Raw genomic sequence first — 16,453 nt, 5'->3', positions numbered from 1 at the left:
CTCAGCGCGGCATCCACCAGCTGGTGCGCCGGCCGATATGCATGTTGAGCGACTTGGTTTCCGTGTAGTCTTCCACCGCATGCCGCCCGAGTTCACGCCCGAGACCCGACTGGCGGTAGCCGCCAAAGGGCAGTTCGGAGGCGCCGTCCATGAAGGTATTCATCCAGATCGTGCCGGCACGTACACGCCGCCCGATCGTCAGGCACGTGTCGAAGTCGCGGCTCCAGACGCCGGCCGAGAGCCCATAGTCGATCGAATTGGCGATGCGGATCGCCTCCTCGGTCGTCTCGAAGGTGAGGACCGAGAGGACCGGCCCGAAAACCTCCTCGCGCGCCACCGCCATTTCCGGACGGACGGACGAAAGAATGGTCGGCGCCATGAACTGGCCCATGCCGAGATCGAGCGCTGCACCGCCGTGGCTGACGGCCGCCCCCTCGCCCGCGGCGGCAGTTACATAGCCGGCGATCTTTTCCAGATGCTGCGGCGTGATGATCGCGCCGACCTGCGTCTCCGGATCGAGCGGGTCGCCGACCTTGACCTTGGCCGTCAGGCTGGCGATCCGGGCCGTGACCTCCTCGGCGATGTCGCGATGCAGGATCAGCCGCGAGCCGGCATTGCAGCATTCGCCGGCATTGAAATAGGCGCCGAACACCGCCGCATCGACGAACTCGTCGAGATTGGCGTCGGGGAAGACGATCTGCGGGTTCTTGCCGCCGAGTTCGAGTGACACCTTCTTTAGGGTTTGCGCCGCATTCGCCATGGTCAGCCGCCCCACCCCGGTCGAGCCGGTGAAGGAGACCATGTCCACATCCGGATGGGTGGTGAGCGGCGCACCTGCCTCCGGCCCGGTGCCGACGATGATGTTGACAACGCCTGCCGGAACTCCTGCGGCCTCGAGAATTTCGCCGAGGACGAGGGTCGAGGCGGAGGTGAGTTCCGAAGGCTTGACCACTGACGTGCAGCCGGCGGCCAGCGCGAAGGGCAACTTCTGGCTGACGATCAGAAAGGGGAAGTTCCAGGGCGTGATGATCGAGACGACACCGATCGCCTCGCGCAGCACGACGCCGAGGGTGCCGTCGCCGAGTGTGTTGTAGCTTTCGCCGGAAAGCTCGCGGGCGAGCGCTGCGGCATAGCGCCAGATATCGGCCGCACCCGCGAGTTCACCCTTGGCCTGGCTGATCGGCTTGCCGGATTCGATCGCGTCGAGAAAGGCAAGCTCCTCGGCGCGCGCGGCAATCATGTCGGCAGCGCGGAGCAGGATCAGCGAGCGTTCGGATGCCGTCATGCGCGGCCAGGGACCGTCGTCAAAGGCGCGTCGCGCCGCGGCGATGGCGCGCTCGGCATCCACCTTGGTCGCCGCGGCATAGCGGCTGACGACGACGCCATGACCGGGCGCCACGCGCTCGATTGTCCGGTCTTCGGTGCCGGCCATCCATTGGCCGTCGATCAGCATGCGGAATTCGCGGACCGTGTAGTCGCCAAGCGGCTTCGGCCTCAGCAGAACCATCATCACCATTCTCCCTTGAAGCGCGCTTCGCGCTTTTCGCTGAAGGCCGCGACGCCTTCCCTGAGATCGCCGGTCTTGGCGACGAGGATCGAACCCAGCGTCTCGACGGCGGCACCCTTGTCCTCGCCATTCGCCGAAGCGATCATCAGCTTCGATATTTCGAGCGCCGCCGGGCCGCGGCGAGCGATTCGCCCGGCATAATCCCGCGCCGCGGCCATGACCGTACCGGTCTCGACCACGGCATCGACGAGCCCTTCGGCCCTCGCCGCCTCCGCCGAGAACATCTCGCCGCCGAGCACCATGCGCCGCACGATCTGCGCGCCGAAACGGGCAACGAGGCGCTGAGTGCCGGACCAGCCGGGCACCATGCCGAGGCTCGTTTCCGGCAGGCCGATCTTCACCTGGCTTTCGGCGATGCGGATATCCGCCGCCGCGGCCAGTTCGAGGCCGCCGCCGAGCGCATGGCCGTTTAAGGCGGCGATCACCGGCATGCGCAGCGTCGCGAGGCGCTCGAAAACCCGGTGGCCGAAGCGCACCCAGTCATGGCCGAAGGCGACGGCATCCATGCCGCCCCAGGCCTTGATGTCGCCCCCGGCGGAGAACGCCTTGCCCTCGCCCGTAAGGATCGCGGCGCGCACGTCGCGATTTGCCTCGACCGCATCGCAGGCGGAAGCGAGCGCCTTCAGCATGTCGATGTCGAAGGCATTGAGTTTTTCCGGCCGCGCGACGGTCATCGTCGCGACGGCACCGTCGATCTCGATACGGATGCGCTCGTCAGCCATCAGCACCTCCCCTGATCTCGCGCCGGCGCTTCGCCGGCAGCTTGAGCCCCAGCGGCGCCTGGTGGAAGAGCGCCGCGTCCATCACCTTCAGCCTGTCGGAAACCACCAGCGGGAATTCCGACTGATCGAGGATATGCGCCTCAATGTCGACGCCCGGCGCAATCTCGGTGAGCAAGAGGCCCTCGGCCGTCAGCTTCATGACGCAGCGCTCGGTGACGTAGGTGATGTCCTGCCCCTGCTCGATGGCCCGGCGTCCCGAGAAGGTGACGTGCTCGACCTGATTAACGAGCTTCTTGAGCTTGCCTTCCTTCTCGATGACGAGTCGCCCGTCCGTGACGCCAAGTTTCGCGCCGGCGTTGAACATGCCGGAGAAGACGATCTTCTTCGCCCGCGCGGTGATGTCGACGAAGCCACCGGCGCCGGCGGTCACATGCGGGCGGAAGCTGAGCTTCGAGACATTGACCGAGCCGCTACGGTCGATCTCCAAGAAGGAGAGCAGCGACGCGTCGAAGCCGGCGCCCTGGAAATAGGTGAACTGGTAGGGCGACGGCATGAAGGCATCGGCATTGGAGGCGCAGCCGAAGGCGAAGTCGAGCAGCGGCACACCGCCGACCGCGCCCTGTTCGATCACCCAGGTGACGGCACCATGCAGCCCCTCTTCCAAGAGGATGCGCGGCACGTTGGCCGAGATGCCGAAGCCGAGATTGACGGCGCTTCCCGCCTCGAGCTCCTGCGCGACGCGGCGGGCGATCACCTTCTGGATATTGAATTCCGGGACGCGGAAACTGTCGAGCGGCCGGAAGATCTCGCCGGAAATCGCCGGATCGTAGAGCGTCTGTGTCGTCTGCTTCTGATCCGGATCGACGACGACGTAATCGACGAGCACGCCCGGCACCCGCACGTCGTGCGGTTTGAACGAACCTTCCTTGGCGATGCGCTTCACCTGTGCGATGACGATGCCGCCATTGTTGCGGGCGGCGAGCGCCTGGTCGAGCCCGCCGAGATAGGCGCCCTCGTGCTCATAGGTGAGATTGCCGCGCTCGTCCGCGGTGGTCGCGCGGATGATCGCCACCTCTGGCGCGATCGCCTTGAAATAGAGCCAGTCCTCGCCCTCGAAGGTAATCTTCTTCACCACCGGTTCGGCGGCGGCGGCAGCATTCATGGCGCAGCCTTCGCGCGACGGATCGACGAAGGTGTCGAGACCCACCTTGGTCATCACGCCCGGGCGTTTTGCCGCCGCCTCGCGGTGCATGTCGAAGAGGATGCCGGATGGAATGTTGTAGGCCGCGACTTCATTCGCGCCGATCATCTGCCAGATCAGCGGTGGCTCGGCACTCGAGGGGCCGGAAGGATAGGAGCCGCCGATGATCGTCTTCAGCAGACCCTTCCGGGCGATGTAATCGACCCCCTTGATGCCGCTCATGTCGCCGGCGGCAATCGGATGCAGCGTCGTCAGGTCGCGCGGGTGGCCGGTCGCCTCGAAGCGCTCGCCGATCGCCTTCAGCATCAGGTCCGGGCAGCCGAGACCGCTCGAAGAGGAGACCGAAACGACGGCGCCGTCCGGGATCATTGCAGCCGCTTCTGCCGGCAAAATATGCTTGCTCATCGACATCAGAGTCCCGTTTCGATGTGGGCGGCGACGCCGGTGGCCGCGGCCTTGACGACGGCGAGGCCGGTGGCGAGCGACCAGACTCCGTCCTCGCCCGTCGCCGACGGCCGGCCGTTTCCTTCGATTGCGGCATGGAAGGCGTTGAGGGCCGTTTCGTAGAGATTGCGGTGGTCGAGCGGCAGCTCGACCTCGCCCTCTTCATTCCTCAGCGTCACGGTGCCGACCGGGCGCTGGGTCATGACGTTGCGGCCGATCAGCGAACCGTCGGTGCCGTGCACTTCGAGCCCGGTCTCGGCATATTTCGTCGTGAAGGCATCGTGGAACTGGGCGATCACGCCGGAGCGGAAGCGCAGGACCCCCATGACGCCATCCTCGAGCCCCTCCTTGCCCATGCCGGCGCTGTGGCTGATGGCCACCGCCTCGATTGGATCGTCGTCGAGAATGAAGCGCAGCGTATCGGCATCGTGCACGGTGATGTCGAGGATCACGCCGCCGCCGGCTTCCGGCTTGTCGAGCCGCCAGCCCTGGAGGTGCGGCGGCAGATAGACGGCGTGGAACACCCGTGCCGCAATCGGCCTGCCAATCCGGCCGGCGGCGATCGCCTCGCGCATCGCCCGGTGCGTGGCGGCGTTGCGCAGGTGATGGTTGGTGCCGAGCACCACGCCGGCCTCGCATGCCTTCAGCACCATCTCGCAGCCGTCGTTGAGGTTCATCGCCAGCGGCTTCTCGCACAAAACATGCTTGCCGGCGTGAATCGCCGCGAGCGCCTGGTCGTGATGAAGCTCGTTGGTCGTCGAGATATAGACGGCATCGACCTCCGGATCGCCGACCAGGTCGTCGATACCGGTGACCGCCTTCGCGATGCCGTTTTCCGCGGCATAGGCCCGGCCACGCTCCTCGCTCGAACTCAGCACCGAAACGACCTCGCCGCCGGCGGCACGGATCGCCCTGATCACCCATTCGCGCGCGATGGTGCTCGCGCCGATCAATCCCCATCGGATCATGACGATATCTCCTTCACTCTGCGTTCGACGAGGCCGCCGCAGCTCTGGCGAACGACGAGCCGCACCGGGTTGATGATCGCTTCAGGCTCGGCACGCCCGGCATTGATCTGCTTCAGCAGCAGTTCCGCCGCGCGCTCGCCCATGCCCTGCGGCTGGACGGAGACGGTGGTCAGCGCCGGCACCGCGGTCTTCGCCTCGATCACGTCGTCGAAGCCGATCACCGCGAAATCCGCTCCCGGCTCCAGCCGCCGCGCCCGCAATCCATCGCAAACGCCGAAGGCGACGGCATCGTTGAAGCAGAGTGCGGCGCTCGGCCGTTCCTTCAGCATCATCGCCTGCTCGATCGCCGTGACGCCGCCGGCCCGCGACGGTGCCGAGCCGATGATCAGTTCGTCGAGTACCGGGACGCCCGCCTCGCGAAGCGCATCGCGATAGCCGCGCATGCGCGCCTCGAAGACGGCCGTATCGGGGAAGCCCCCAAGAAATGTGATCCGCCGGTGGCCGCGCTCGATGAGATGGCGAACCGCTGCCATGGCTCCGGCCTGGTTGTCGGAGGTGAGCGACGAGACGCCGGCGCCGGCGATGTCGCGCACGACAAGGACGACGGGAATGCCGCTCGCGACAAGCGGGGCGAGGTCGGCCGCTTCCGTGCCGCGTGCCGGCGAGATGATCAGCCCGGAGACCCCATGCTCGCGCATCGAGGCGATGACCTCGCGCTGGCGCTCGATCTTCTCGCTCGTATTGGCAAGGAACTGGACGAAGCCCGCCGACTGCACCACCGCATCGACGCCGACGGCAAGCTCCGCGAAGAAGCTGTTCGTCAGGTCGTTGACGACGATGCCGATGATCTTCGACTTCGCCTGGCGCAGATTGGCGGCGCTGCGATTGTAGACATAGCCGAGATCGCGGATCGCCGCATTTACCTTGGCCCGCGTCGCCTCGTTGACGAGCGGGCTTCCCTGCAGGACGAGCGACACGGTCGACTTCGACACGCCGGCGGCGCGCGCTATGTCGACAACGGTCACCCGCTCCTTCGCCATCACCGTTCTCCCATCGGATTTCATCTGTTGCATCCTTAATAATTGGAACGTTCCAATTCCGTCAAGAGGCTTCCGTTCACTTTTCTTCCGGCGTCGTGGAGATCATGGAACACCTATCATCTATAGGAACCGACTTGAAACGCGTTGCATGTCAATGCTTTTGAGTGTTCGCTGCGCAGACAAGATGCCGCGCCGCCCCATCGGCGCTACGGCGTGAGGACAAAATTTCCGCCTTGCAATTTGGAACGATCTAAATTACTCGTTGCCGCAAATCTGAAGAGGATCAATGCCGATGACCAGCCTTTTGCTGCCGCGCCAGGACGGCTCGCTCGAAGAATACCGGCTCCAGGGAACCCCGATCGGCCGGCCGACTGCGGTGCCGACGTTCAACCGCATCGCCTATGCGGCCGCCCATGTCGTTTCCGATCCGCTGCGCGATGCCGATCCGTGGGGCAAGCCGGCGATCGATTGGGACGCGACGATGGCCTTCCGCCATCATCTATGGGGGCTTGGCTTCAAGATCGCCGAGGCGATGGACACGGCGCAGCGCGGCATGGGGCTTGCCTGGCCGGCCGCGCAGCAACTGATCCGCCGTTCGCTTGCCGAAGCGCGCAGCGTTGCCGGCGCCGATCTCGCCTGCGGCGCCGGCACCGATCATCTCGCTCCCGCGGACGCACGGTCGATCGAGCATGTCATTGCCGCCTATGAGGAGCAGGTCGGCTTCGTCGAAGGCGAGGGCGGCCGGGCGATCATGATGGCAAGCCGGGCGCTCGCTCGCGTGGCCCGCTCCGGGGACGACTACCGGCGCGTCTACGGCCATATCCTCGCCCAGGCGAAGGACAAGGTCGTGCTGCACTGGCTCGGCGACATGTTCGACCCGCAACTTAAAGGTTATTGGGGCTCCGAGAATTTCGAGGAGGCGCTCGAAACGGTGCTGTCGATCATCAGGGAGAACAGCGCCAAGGTCGAAGGCATCAAGATCTCGCTGCTCGACAACGCCAAGGAAGTAGCGCTGCGCAACGGCCTGCCGGAGGGCGTGCTCTGCTTCACCGGCGACGACTTCAACTATGCGGAACTGATCGAGGGCGACGGCGAAAAATACAGCCATGCGCTGCTCGGCATCTTCGACGCCGTCGCGCCGTCGGCCTCGAAGGCGCTGGCGGCGCTTGCGGGCGGCGATCTCGCCACCTTCCGCGGCGTAATCGAGCCGACAGTGCCGCTGTCCCGCAAGATCTTCGAGGCGCCCACCCAATATTACAAGGCCGGCGTCGTCTTCCTCGCCTGGCTGAACGGCCACCAGCGCCATTTCACCCTGCCGGCCGGGCTGCAGTCGGCCCGCGGGCTCTCGCACTATGCGGAGATCTTCCGCCTCGCCGACCGGGCCAATGTGCTCGACAGGCCGGAGCTGGCGGCGGCACGGATGCGCAGCCTGATGGCGGTTCTGGGGGTAGAGCAGGCGGCTTGACGTCGGTTGGCCCCTCCCTTGGAGGGGCCGTGTGCAAGCGCACCGGGGCCGTTACTTCACCCTTTTCAAGGCATCGCCGAGGATCGAGACGATCTCGCCGAATTGCTGCTTCTCGACAATCAGCGGCGGCGAGAAGGCGATGATGTCGCCGGTGACGCGGATCAACAGACCCTTTTCGAAGCAATCGACGAAGACGTCATAGGCGCGGGCGCCGGGCGCGCCGTCGCGGGATTTGAGTTCGATGCCGGCGATCAGGCCGATGGTGCGGATGTCGATGACATGCGGCAGGTCCTTCAGCGAATGCATCGCCTCGTGCCAGTCCTCCTGCAGTCCGGCGGCGCGGGTCATCAGGCCCTCGTCGCGATAGATGTCGAGGGTGGCGATGCCGGCGGCGCAGGCGGCCGGATGGCCGGAATAGGTGTAGCCGTGGAAGAGCTCGATCTGGCTTTCCGGCCCCTGCATCAGCGCGTCGTGCACCTTGCGGCTGGCAAAGACCGCGCCCATCGGGATTGCGCCGTTGGTCAGCCCCTTGGCGGTGGTGACGAGGTCCGGCGTGACGCCGAAATAGTCGGTCGCGAAGGCGGCGCCGAGGCGGCCGAAGCCCGTGATCACCTCGTCGAAGATCAACAGGATGCCGTGCTTGTCGCAGATGGCGCGGAGCCGCTCGAGATAGCCCTTCGGCGGGATCAGCACGCCGGTCGAGCCGGCGACGGGCTCGACGATGCAGGCGGCGATCGTTTCGGCGCCGTGCAGGGCCACCAGCCTTTCGAGATCGTCGGCGAGCTCCGCCCCATATTCCGGCTGGCCCTTGACGAAGGCGTTCTTCGCAAGATCATGGGTGTGGCGGAGATGATCGGAACCGGGAAGCTGCGGGAAGACGCGGCGATTGTTGAGGATGCCGCCGACCGAGATGCCGCCGAAGCCGACGCCGTGATAGCCGCGCTCGCGGCCGATCAGACGCGTGCGGGTGCCCTGGCCGATCGAGCGCTGATAGGCGAGCGCGATCTTCAGCGCCGTGTCGACCGATTCCGAGCCCGAGCCGGTGAAGAACACCCGGTCGAGCTTGGCGCCGGCCGGGCCCGGCGCAATTTCGGCCAGCCGCTGGGCGAAGTCGAAGGCGATCGGATGGCCCATCTGGAAGGACGGGGCGAAGTCCATGGTCGAAAGCTGCCGCTCGACGGCGGCGGCGATCTGCCGGCGGCCGTGGCCGGCATTGACGCACCAGAGGCCGGCGGTGCCGTCGAGAATCCTGCGTCCGTCGACGCTGGTGTAATGCATGCCCTCGGCCGAGGCGAGCAGGCGCGGCGCCGCCTTGAACTGGCGATTGGCGGTAAAGGGCATCCAGTAGCTGTCGAGAACCGGTGTGTTGGGCTTATTGTGGGCGTCCATGGCATCCTCCTATCAGGTGCGGGATTGACGCCACGATTTCGATTGCCAAACAAGTCTTTTTCTTCAGTCAACTAAGCTATTGAATTTCATGGGTAGCTTTTGATAGAGTTTCGATATTCCGAACAACGTCAACACCGAAATCTGCCATGAACGTCGATATCGGCAGCCGCCTGCGGCATGTGCGGCTGATGCACAATCTCTCCCAGCGGGAACTGGCCAAGCGGGCGGGCGTCACCAACTCGACCATTTCGCTGATCGAAGCGAACGCCTCGAACCCGTCGGTCGGTGCGCTGAAGCGGATTCTCGACGGCATTCCGATCGGGCTTGCCGAATTCTTCTCCTTCGAGCCGGAAAAGCCGCGCAAGGCCTTCTACGCGGCCGAGGAGCTGGTGGAGATCGGCAAGGGGCCGATCTCCTATCGCCAGATCGGCGACAACCTCTTCGGCCGCAGCCTGCAGATCCTGAAGGAGTGCTATCAGCCCGGGGCAGACACCGGCAAGGTGCCGCTGGTGCATGAGGGCGAGGAGGGCGGGATCGTGCTTTCCGGCCGCCTTGAGGTGACCGTCGACGATGAGCGCCGCATCCTTGGGCCGGGCGACGCCTATTATTTCGAAAGCCGGCGCCCGCACCGCTTCCGCTGCGTAGGGCCGGTGCCCTGCGAGGTGATCAGCGCCTGCACGCCGCCGACGTTTTGAGGGCAAAGAGGCCGCGGCGACGACAGCGCGAGAATGCCCCTCCCCAACCCTCCCACAGGTGGGAGGGGCTTTGGTGCGCGTGGCGCCCAGGCTGCCATTTTCCCAAGCTCGACCCTGCTGCAACGATGCAAGAGAGGCGAAGTGAGTGCGGCGGGTTAAGCCCCTCCCACCTGTGGGGAGGGGTCGGGGAGGGGTCTTACGACCCGTACTCACCAGACTTAAGAAAGCCGCGCACAGGCCGCGGCAATGCGGGTGAGCGCCTCCTTCAGCTCCGCTTCCGAGGTCGCGTAGGAGATGCGGAAGAAGGGCGAGAGGCCGAAGGCCGAGCCGGGGACCACGGCGACGTGGGCGTCGTCGAGCAGATAGGCGCAGAAATCCGCATCGGTGTCGATCCGCTTACCGGAGGGCGTCACCCGGCCGAGCATGCCGGCGCAGCCGGCGAAGGTGTAGAAGGCGCCTTCCGGCACGCGGCAATCGAGGCCGTCGATGGCGTTCAGACCGCTGACGACGAGATCGCGGCGGCGCTGAAAGCTCGCGGTGCGTTCCTTCAGGAAATCCTGTGGTCCGGTCAGCGCCGCAACGGAGGCTGCCTGGCTCACGGAGGACGGGCAGGAGGTCGCCTGGCTCTGGACGACGGCCATCGCCTTGATGAGGGCGCGCGGGCCGCCGGCATAGCCGATCCGCCAGCCGGTCATGGCATAGGCCTTTGACACCCCGTTGACGGTCAGGGTGCGGTCTTTCAGCCGAGGTTCGAGTTGGGCGGGGGTGACGAAGCGGAAGCCGTCATAGACGATGTGCTCGTACATGTCGTCGACGAGCAGCCAGACATGCGGATGCTGCAGCAGAACGTCGAGCAGCGGCCGGTAGTCGGCTGCGCTGTAGGCGGCACCGGACGGGTTCGAAGGCGAGTTGAGCAGTACCCAGCGGGTCTTCGGCGTGATCGCCGCTTCGAGCTTTTCCGCTGTCAGGCGGAAACCGGACGATTGATCGCAGGCGATCAGTACCGGCTTACCCTCGCAGATCTGCACGATGTCCGAATAGGAGGTCCAGTAGGGCGTCGGGATGATCACCTCGTCGCCGGGGTTGATCGACGCCATCATGGCGTTGAAGAGGATCTGCTTGGCGCCGGTGGCGACGGTGATCTCGTCCAACTCGTAGGCGATGCCGTTCTCGCGCTGGAGCTTTTCGCTGATCGCCTTCTTCAATTGCGCCGAGCCGTCGAGCGCCGTGTACTTCGTCTCGCCACGCCGGATCGCTTCCCAGGCGGCCTGCTTGACGTGGTCGGGCGTGTCGAAATCCGGCTCGCCGGCGCCGAGGATGATCACCGGCTTGCCGTCGCGCTTCATGGCGCTGGCGCGCGCGCCGATCTTCAGGATTTCCGAGACGCCGATCGTGGCGATCCGTGAGGCGGGCTGAAAACCCGCCTCCTTGACCGTTGCATTGATGGTCATGACCGATCCTGTGCGATGATTATTCGATGTCGAACGACACGCCCTGCGCCAGCGGCAGAGCCTTCGAATAGTTCACCGTGTTGGTGGCGCGGCGCATATAGGCCTTCCAAGCGTCGGAGCCGGATTCGCGGCCGCCGCCGGTCTCCTTCTCTCCGCCAAAGGCGCCGCCGATCTCCGCACCGGACGTGCCGATATTGACGTTGGCTATGCCGCAGTCGGAGCCGTCGGCCGCGAGGAAGCGTTCGGATTCCTGCATATCGCGGGTGAAGATCGACGACGAGAGGCCTGCCGCGACCGCATTGTGATCGGCGATCGCCGCGTCGAAGTCGCTGTACTTCATGACATAGAGGATCGGCGCGAACGTCTCTTCGAGCACGGGGCCTGCCTGCTTCGGCATTTCGACGAGCGCCGGTTTGACGTAGTAGCCGTTGTCGTAGCCGAGCTCGACGCGTTCGCCGCCGGTTACCGCGCCGCCCTCCGCCTTGGCCGCGGCAATCGCCTTCTGCATGTTGTCGAAGGCGGCCTTATCGACGAGCGGTCCGACCAGCGCGGCCGATTCCAGCGGGTTGCCGACGGAGACCGACTGATAGGCCTTCTTCAGCCGCGGCACGAGCTGGTCGTAGACGCTTTCATGGACGAACAGACGGCGGAGCGTCGTGCAGCGTTGGCCGGCGGTGCCCATGGCGCCGAAGGCGATGGCGCGCAGCGCCATATCGAGATCGGCGGAGGGGCAGACGATGCCGGCATTGTTACCGCCGAGCTCGAGGATCGAGCGGGCGAAGCGCTTGGCAAGCCGCGGACCGACCTCACGACCCATGCGGGTAGAGCCGGTTGCCGAGACGAGCGGAACCTTCGGATGGTCGACGAGCACTTCGCCGATCGTGCGGTCGCCGATCAGCACCTCGGAGAGGCCGTCAGGCGCATCGCCGAAGCGGGCGAGGGCGCGTTCGAGGATAGCCTGCGATGCAAGGGCGGTCAGCGGCGTCTTTTCAGACGGCTTCCAGACGACGGCATTGCCGCAGACGAGCGCCAGTGCCGCATTCCACGACCAGACGGCGACCGGGAAGTTGAAGGCCGAGATGATGCCGACGACGCCGAGCGGGTGCCAGGTTTCCATCATGCGGTGGCCCGGACGCTCGGTGGCGATCGTCAGGCCGTAGAGCTGACGGGAAAGGCCGACGGCGAAATCGCAGATGTCGATCATTTCCTGGACTTCGCCGAGACCTTCCGACGGGATCTTGCCGGCTTCGAGCGAGACGAGGCGGCCGAGGTCGGCCTTGAAGGCGCGCAACTCCTCGCCGAGCAGACGGACGAGCTCGCCGCGCTTCGGCGCCGGCACCAGCCGCCAGGCGCGGAAGGCCTCATCGGCTTTCTCGATCTTCCTGGCGGCTTCGGCGGCCGAAACGGTCCTGAGGCTGGCGATCTGCTCGCCGGTGACGGGGCTGTAGGAGGGCATGTCACCGCCCGTATAGAGCTCCTTGGCTACACCCATCTTGTCGAGGAGGGCGGCTGCCTCCTTTGCGACATCGATCTTCTTCGCTGCAATGTTCATCTGTCTAACTCCCGTGTTTTCCTTGTTGGCGCGGGCTGCGCGGCGACCTAACCGAAGCGCACGCTGCCGAGCTTGCCCGGCGAGGTGATCGTCTTCAGGCCGGCGGCCATCTCTTTCAGTTTTTCCGGCGTGTAGAGATCGTAAACTGCCTGGTTGCGGCGACCGATTGCATGCTCTGCGCTGAAGCTGCCTCGATATTGCTCGACCGCGACCGTGAAGACCCATTCGCGCAGGCGCTGTTCGAAGGTCGCATCGGTCAATAGCGGGCTATCTTTCGCAGCGACCAGATTGAAGTGAACGCCGCCGTCGCCGATATGGCCGAAATCGCAAACCGTCACGCCGGGAAATTTCTCCGGCATTTCCGCCTTCATATGGTCGCAGAAGGCCATGATGTCACCCCGGCGGAACGACAGATCGAAGGCGATCAGCTTGCCGAGGTGCTTTACGCCCTCAGAAAGCGCATGGCGCAGTGCCCAGGTCTCGTGCGGCCGCCCGATGAAGGCGTCGGCGAGCGGCGCTTCCTCCAGCTCCCAGATTTCCGCCAGCGCAGATTCGAGAACCGCATCGAGCGGTTGCTCGCCCTCGCGCGGCGCCCATGTTCGGAAGATTTCGGCGAGGATGACGTAGTCGGGAATATTGCCGCCCTGGAACGGATTCCTGAGCGACGGCACATGGGCGAAAGCGGCGGCGATGGCGTTTTTCGACATGCCCTCGAAGGCGGAAAGATAGGCGCCGAGGCGCTCTTCCACGGCCTTCAAGAGCGGCAGCACTTGCGCCCCGCTTGCCGGCACGAGGAAGGCGGTCGCCACCTGCTTCGGAAGTCGCTCGAGGTTGAGCACGCACTCAGTGACAATGCCGAAGGCGCCGGAGGTGCCGATGAAGAGCTGCTTCCAGTCGACGCCGGTATTGTTCTTGCGCAGCTCCGAGTCGAGGTCGAGCACCGTGCCTGCCTCGTCGGCAAGAACCACCTTCAGGCCCAGCGTGTTGCGGCGGACGTCGCCATATTTCAGGAAACGCGAGCCGCCGGTGTTGGTGCCAATCATGCCGCCGAGACGCGGATCGGCGCCGAGGTCGATCGGGAAGAACAGGTCGTGCTCCTCGAGCTTCCTGTTGAGATCGGAAAGACGGAAGCCGGCATCGACGCGAACCGAGCGATTGTCGAGGTCGAGCTCGAAACGGCGGGTGAGCCGATCGAGGCTGAGCACCATTTCAGTGCCGGAACCATCGGGCGTCGAGCCGGAGACGAGGCCGGTATTGCCGGCTTGGGGGATGAGCGCGATGCCGTTGCGCACGCAATAGGAAACCGCGGCGGAAGCTTCGGCCGTCGTCGCTGGACGCAAGACGGCGGCGGCGCGACCGCGGTCGTAGCGCGCGCCTACCTCATAAGCTTCCATATCCTGCTGGCGCTCAACGACGCCCTTGTCGCCAAGGAGCTGCACGAGCGCGTCCATATGGTCCTGTTCAATCATCCTTGACCTGTCGTCATTCGGCGGCCACGGCGGCGGTCAAGGCCTTAAGGCAGGCCTCGATCGATGCCTTTTCAATGCCGGCATAGTGGGCGAACTCATCGAGAACGGCGGCGCCGAGATCCGTCTCGAAGCGCTTCTGGTTGGGGCTTGCGACGAATTCCTGCTGCGCGGCGTCGCCGAGGTTCGACTGGAAGATACCGGCGGCGCTGACCGGAAGGAAGTCCTCGTAGACGATCGGATCGAACTGAACGAGGCCTTCGGCGATCAGCCTGTCGAGATCGCGGCGACCGGGAAGCTTCGTCTGCCGGCCTTTTTCGGTCAGAGAATAGCTGAAATAGCCGAGACCCGCTTCACGGATTTCCGCCCAGCTGTCCGGAAAGCCCCTGAATGCGTCGGCGAGCGCCGCTTCATAATCCCGGGCATTGGAGCCATCGGCGGCGGGGCGCACGATGCGGCGCGATTCATCGAGCAGCCGGTCGTAGAGGCCGCGGCCCTTGGGGGTCAGCGCTATGCCGCGCTGTTCGATCTCGCCGAAGCGGGCCGTGTGGGAACCAGCCTTCCAGCCGCCACCGGCGTCGAGGAAGGAAACGGCTTCCTCGAGCGCCTTGAAGGACGTCTGGCGGAGCAGGATGGGGCAATGGCGGGTCGGCGGCCCTTCGACGACGGCCTTCGGCGCGATCCCGTATTCCGGCATCAGCGCCTGCACACGGTCGATGTCGAGGGTGCGCGGCGTCAGGTGGTTGATATGCGGCCCCTTGAACGAGACGACGTCGGCGATCAGTCGGTGGGCGTCATGCAGGCGCTTGTACATGTCGGCGCTGACATTGGCCTTGTCGTGCCAGCGGAAGGTCTCCAGTACCTCGGCGACGAAGCGCTCGGCATCCTTCTTGTCGAGCCCGCCGTCGTGCTCGGCCTTTTCGGTGAGTTCGACCGCGGCAGGCGTGAAGATCCGGCGCTCCTTGAGGATCGCGTCGGCCTCGGAGCGCAGCGTCTCGTCGGCGATCAGATCCAGCCGCAGCAGCGAGGTGAAGACGCGGAACGGATTGCGCTTCAGCGACGCCTCGCCGACCGGGCGGAAGGCGGTGGAGTGCACCGGAACGCCGGCGGTGGAAAGGTCGTAGTAACCGACCGGATACATGCCCATCACGGCGAAGACCCGGCGCATCATCGAGAGCTCCGCCGGTGTGCCGAGGCGGATCGCCCCGTGCCGCTCCTCGGAGATACGGTCGAGCGTATCGGTCGCCTCGAGACGCTCCTTGAGCGCCGCATCCGCCGAAAGCGTGTCGGCATTGACCTTCGCCACCAGTTCCATCAGCGTCCCGTAGGCGGGAACCTCGTTGCGATACATCGCCGACATCGCGGCGGAAAAGGCCGAGCGGATATCGTCGGCGGACACGAAACTATTTTCTTTCACTGGGGCTCGCCTCGCGCTAAGGGTGACGACAAGATCATTCTTAATTCTGATCATATCGGAAGGTGACGGGCTTTGATCGCGTTGCTTCCGACTATGTTGATGCGAGGCTGGAATGAAGTTAAGCCGACGACTGGTTCCCGACGTGACGACGCTGCAGGCCTTCGAATGCGCAGCGCGCCACGGCAGCTTCACCCAGGCCGCGGCCGAGCTCAATCTCACCCAAAGCGCCGTCAGCCGGCAGATCAAGGATCTTGAAACGCAGCTGGGCGTGCTGCTCTTCGAGCGGGTCCGCCAGCGGGTCATCCTCTCGGATGCGGGCCAGAAATTCCTGCCGGAAGTTCGCCGCCTGTTACACCAGACCGAGGAGTTGATGGTGCGCGCCATGGCCTCGGCGCGGGCCGATTCGAGCCTTTCGGTCGCCTCGTTGCCGACCTTCGGCAGCCGCTGGCTGGTGCCGCGCCTGCCCGATTTCCTGAGGCGCTATCCCGGTACGGTGTTGAACATCGCCTCGCGCTCCGCACCGTTCGATTTCGACGAGCAGAATTTCGATCTGGCGATTCACTACGGCCAGCCGGTCTGGGCGCGAGCCACCTGCAGCTATCTCTGCAGCGAGGTCATCGTGCCGGTGGCAAGTCCGACGCTTCTCGCCGCGAATTCGGTCGAGGCGCTGGAAGACATCGGCGGCGGCCCGCTGCTTCATCTCGCGACACGGCCGAAGCTCTGGGCGCAATGGTTCGATGCGAACGGCATCGACAGTCACGGTGCCTATCGGGGCAACCGCTTCGACCAATTCGCGATGGTCATCGAAGCGGCTACCGCAGGTCTCGGTTTTGCCCTTTTGCCCCGTTATCTGATCGAGCAGGAACTCGCCGCAGGCACGCTGCGGATTGTACTCGATCGACCGATGCAGACGGAAAACAGCTATTATCTCGTCGTGCCGGAAGGCAAACTGGAAAACCCGATCAGCCGCGCCTTCCGGGAATGGATCAGCGAGCAGGTCGGCTGACGCAGCGGGGAGGGTGGAAAGCAGCCTTTCCGTGGGTCCCCCTTGGGATTGCGACGCTGCCATATACCAG

13 protein-coding genes are annotated in these 16,453 nt (G+C 65.1%); 3 read left to right on the top strand and 10 right to left on the bottom strand.

Annotation, left to right across the window (positions count from 1 at the left end; all coding sequences use genetic code 11):
• Window position 1 precedes the first annotated feature (1 nt).
• The 5 genes from CO664_RS19210 to CO664_RS19190 are packed head-to-tail and all read right to left on the bottom strand — an operon-like array spanning window position 2 to window position 5,942.
• The gene (locus tag CO664_RS19210) at window positions 2-1,510 is read right to left on the bottom strand and encodes an aldehyde dehydrogenase family protein (protein WP_097539631.1); all 1,509 of its coding nucleotides are present in this window, start codon (window positions 1,508-1,510) and stop codon (window positions 2-4) included.
• Entirely contained in the window at window positions 1,510-2,289 is a 780-nt protein-coding gene (locus tag CO664_RS19205; RefSeq protein ID WP_037418301.1) for an enoyl-CoA hydratase/isomerase family protein, read from the bottom strand. Before CO664_RS19205 ends, CO664_RS19210 begins: the two co-directional genes overlap by 1 nt.
• Window positions 2,282-3,901, bottom strand: a complete 1,620-nt coding sequence (locus CO664_RS19200; protein WP_097539630.1) for an acyl CoA:acetate/3-ketoacid CoA transferase — start codon at window positions 3,899-3,901, stop codon at window positions 2,282-2,284. The genes CO664_RS19205 and CO664_RS19200 overlap by 8 nt, the downstream gene beginning before the upstream one ends.
• Window positions 3,901-4,902, bottom strand: coding sequence for a Gfo/Idh/MocA family oxidoreductase (locus tag CO664_RS19195; RefSeq protein WP_037418295.1), 1,002 nt, complete (start codon window positions 4,900-4,902; stop codon window positions 3,901-3,903). The genes CO664_RS19200 and CO664_RS19195 overlap by 1 nt, the downstream gene beginning before the upstream one ends.
• Complete coding sequence (locus CO664_RS19190; protein ID WP_037418292.1) at window positions 4,899-5,942, bottom strand: LacI family DNA-binding transcriptional regulator; 1,044 nt, start codon at window positions 5,940-5,942, stop codon at window positions 4,899-4,901. The genes CO664_RS19195 and CO664_RS19190 overlap by 4 nt, the downstream gene beginning before the upstream one ends.
• A 292-nt stretch (window positions 5,943-6,234) precedes the next feature.
• Between CO664_RS19190 and CO664_RS19185 the strand changes: the two genes are divergently transcribed.
• Window positions 6,235-7,407 (top strand): dihydrodipicolinate synthase family protein, encoded by a 1,173-nt coding sequence (locus CO664_RS19185; protein WP_037418337.1) that lies wholly within the window; start codon window positions 6,235-6,237, stop codon window positions 7,405-7,407.
• Between the two features lie 51 nt (window positions 7,408-7,458).
• Here the strand turns inward: CO664_RS19185 and CO664_RS19180 are convergent, their stop codons facing one another.
• Window positions 7,459-8,796 carry an aspartate aminotransferase family protein gene (locus CO664_RS19180; protein ID WP_097539629.1) on the bottom strand — a complete coding sequence of 446 codons (1,338 nt, stop codon included), beginning with the start codon at window positions 8,794-8,796 and terminating at the stop codon, window positions 7,459-7,461.
• A 146-nt stretch (window positions 8,797-8,942) separates the two neighbouring features.
• Between CO664_RS19180 and CO664_RS19175 the strand changes: the two genes are divergently transcribed.
• Window positions 8,943-9,491, top strand: a complete 549-nt coding sequence (locus tag CO664_RS19175) for a cupin domain-containing protein (protein WP_097526064.1) — start codon at window positions 8,943-8,945, stop codon at window positions 9,489-9,491.
• Between the two features lie 218 nt (window positions 9,492-9,709).
• On the opposite strand, the gene CO664_RS19170 is transcribed toward CO664_RS19175, so the two are convergent.
• Genes CO664_RS19170 through CO664_RS19155 form a run of 4 tightly spaced genes read right to left on the bottom strand, consistent with a single transcriptional unit; the run spans window position 9,710 to window position 15,377 of the window.
• On the bottom strand, window positions 9,710-10,942 hold the full coding sequence (locus CO664_RS19170) for a pyridoxal phosphate-dependent aminotransferase (protein ID WP_037418285.1): 1,233 nt from the start codon (window positions 10,940-10,942) through the stop codon (window positions 9,710-9,712).
• Between the two features lie 19 nt (window positions 10,943-10,961).
• Window positions 10,962-12,494, bottom strand: a complete 1,533-nt coding sequence (locus tag CO664_RS19165) for an aldehyde dehydrogenase family protein (RefSeq protein WP_097539628.1) — start codon at window positions 12,492-12,494, stop codon at window positions 10,962-10,964.
• Window positions 12,495-12,541: 47 nt separating this feature from the next.
• Window positions 12,542-13,963, bottom strand: a complete 1,422-nt coding sequence (locus CO664_RS19160; protein WP_097539627.1) for an FAD-binding oxidoreductase — start codon at window positions 13,961-13,963, stop codon at window positions 12,542-12,544.
• A gap of 13 nt (window positions 13,964-13,976) precedes the next feature.
• A complete protein-coding gene (locus CO664_RS19155) occupies window positions 13,977-15,377 on the bottom strand; it encodes a VOC family protein (RefSeq protein ID WP_097539626.1) in 1,401 nt (466 codons plus the stop codon).
• A 112-nt stretch (window positions 15,378-15,489) separates the two neighbouring features.
• Here CO664_RS19155 and CO664_RS19150 point away from each other — a divergent pair, with 112 nt between their 5' ends.
• On the top strand, window positions 15,490-16,383 hold the full coding sequence (locus CO664_RS19150) for a LysR family transcriptional regulator (protein WP_037418277.1): 894 nt from the start codon (window positions 15,490-15,492) through the stop codon (window positions 16,381-16,383).
• Window positions 16,384-16,453 lie beyond the last annotated feature (70 nt).

This window comes from Sinorhizobium sp. NG07B (assembly GCF_002532005.1).
In the GTDB taxonomy this organism is placed as follows: Bacteria; Pseudomonadota; Alphaproteobacteria; order Rhizobiales; family Rhizobiaceae; genus Sinorhizobium; species Sinorhizobium fredii_C.
The sequence above is the reverse complement of the archived record's forward strand: the minus strand, read 5'-3'. Positions and strand labels throughout refer to the sequence as shown.

Excerpts from the sequence above, each read along its gene's own strand:
- CO664_RS19160 (WP_097539627.1), bottom strand. The coding sequence starts at position 13,963 with ATGATTGAACAGGACCATATGGACGCGCTCGTGCAGCTCCTTGGCGAC.
- CO664_RS19175 (WP_097526064.1), top strand. The coding sequence starts at position 8,943 with ATGAACGTCGATATCGGCAGCCGCCTGCGGCATGTGCGGCTGATGCAC.
- CO664_RS19165 (WP_097539628.1), bottom strand. The coding sequence starts at position 12,494 with ATGAACATTGCAGCGAAGAAGATCGATGTCGCAAAGGAGGCAGCCGCC.
- CO664_RS19190 (WP_037418292.1), bottom strand. The coding sequence starts at position 5,942 with ATGGCGAAGGAGCGGGTGACCGTTGTCGACATAGCGCGCGCCGCCGGC.
- CO664_RS19205 (WP_037418301.1), bottom strand. The coding sequence starts at position 2,289 with ATGGCTGACGAGCGCATCCGTATCGAGATCGACGGTGCCGTCGCGACG.
- CO664_RS19170 (WP_037418285.1), bottom strand. The coding sequence starts at position 10,942 with ATGACCATCAATGCAACGGTCAAGGAGGCGGGTTTTCAGCCCGCCTCA.
- CO664_RS19180 (WP_097539629.1), bottom strand. The coding sequence starts at position 8,796 with ATGGACGCCCACAATAAGCCCAACACACCGGTTCTCGACAGCTACTGG.
- CO664_RS19210 (WP_097539631.1), bottom strand. The coding sequence starts at position 1,510 with ATGATGGTTCTGCTGAGGCCGAAGCCGCTTGGCGACTACACGGTCCGC.
- CO664_RS19150 (WP_037418277.1), top strand. The coding sequence starts at position 15,490 with ATGAAGTTAAGCCGACGACTGGTTCCCGACGTGACGACGCTGCAGGCC.
- CO664_RS19200 (WP_097539630.1), bottom strand. The coding sequence starts at position 3,901 with ATGTCGATGAGCAAGCATATTTTGCCGGCAGAAGCGGCTGCAATGATC.
- CO664_RS19195 (WP_037418295.1), bottom strand. The coding sequence starts at position 4,902 with ATGATCCGATGGGGATTGATCGGCGCGAGCACCATCGCGCGCGAATGG.
- CO664_RS19185 (WP_037418337.1), top strand. The coding sequence starts at position 6,235 with ATGACCAGCCTTTTGCTGCCGCGCCAGGACGGCTCGCTCGAAGAATAC.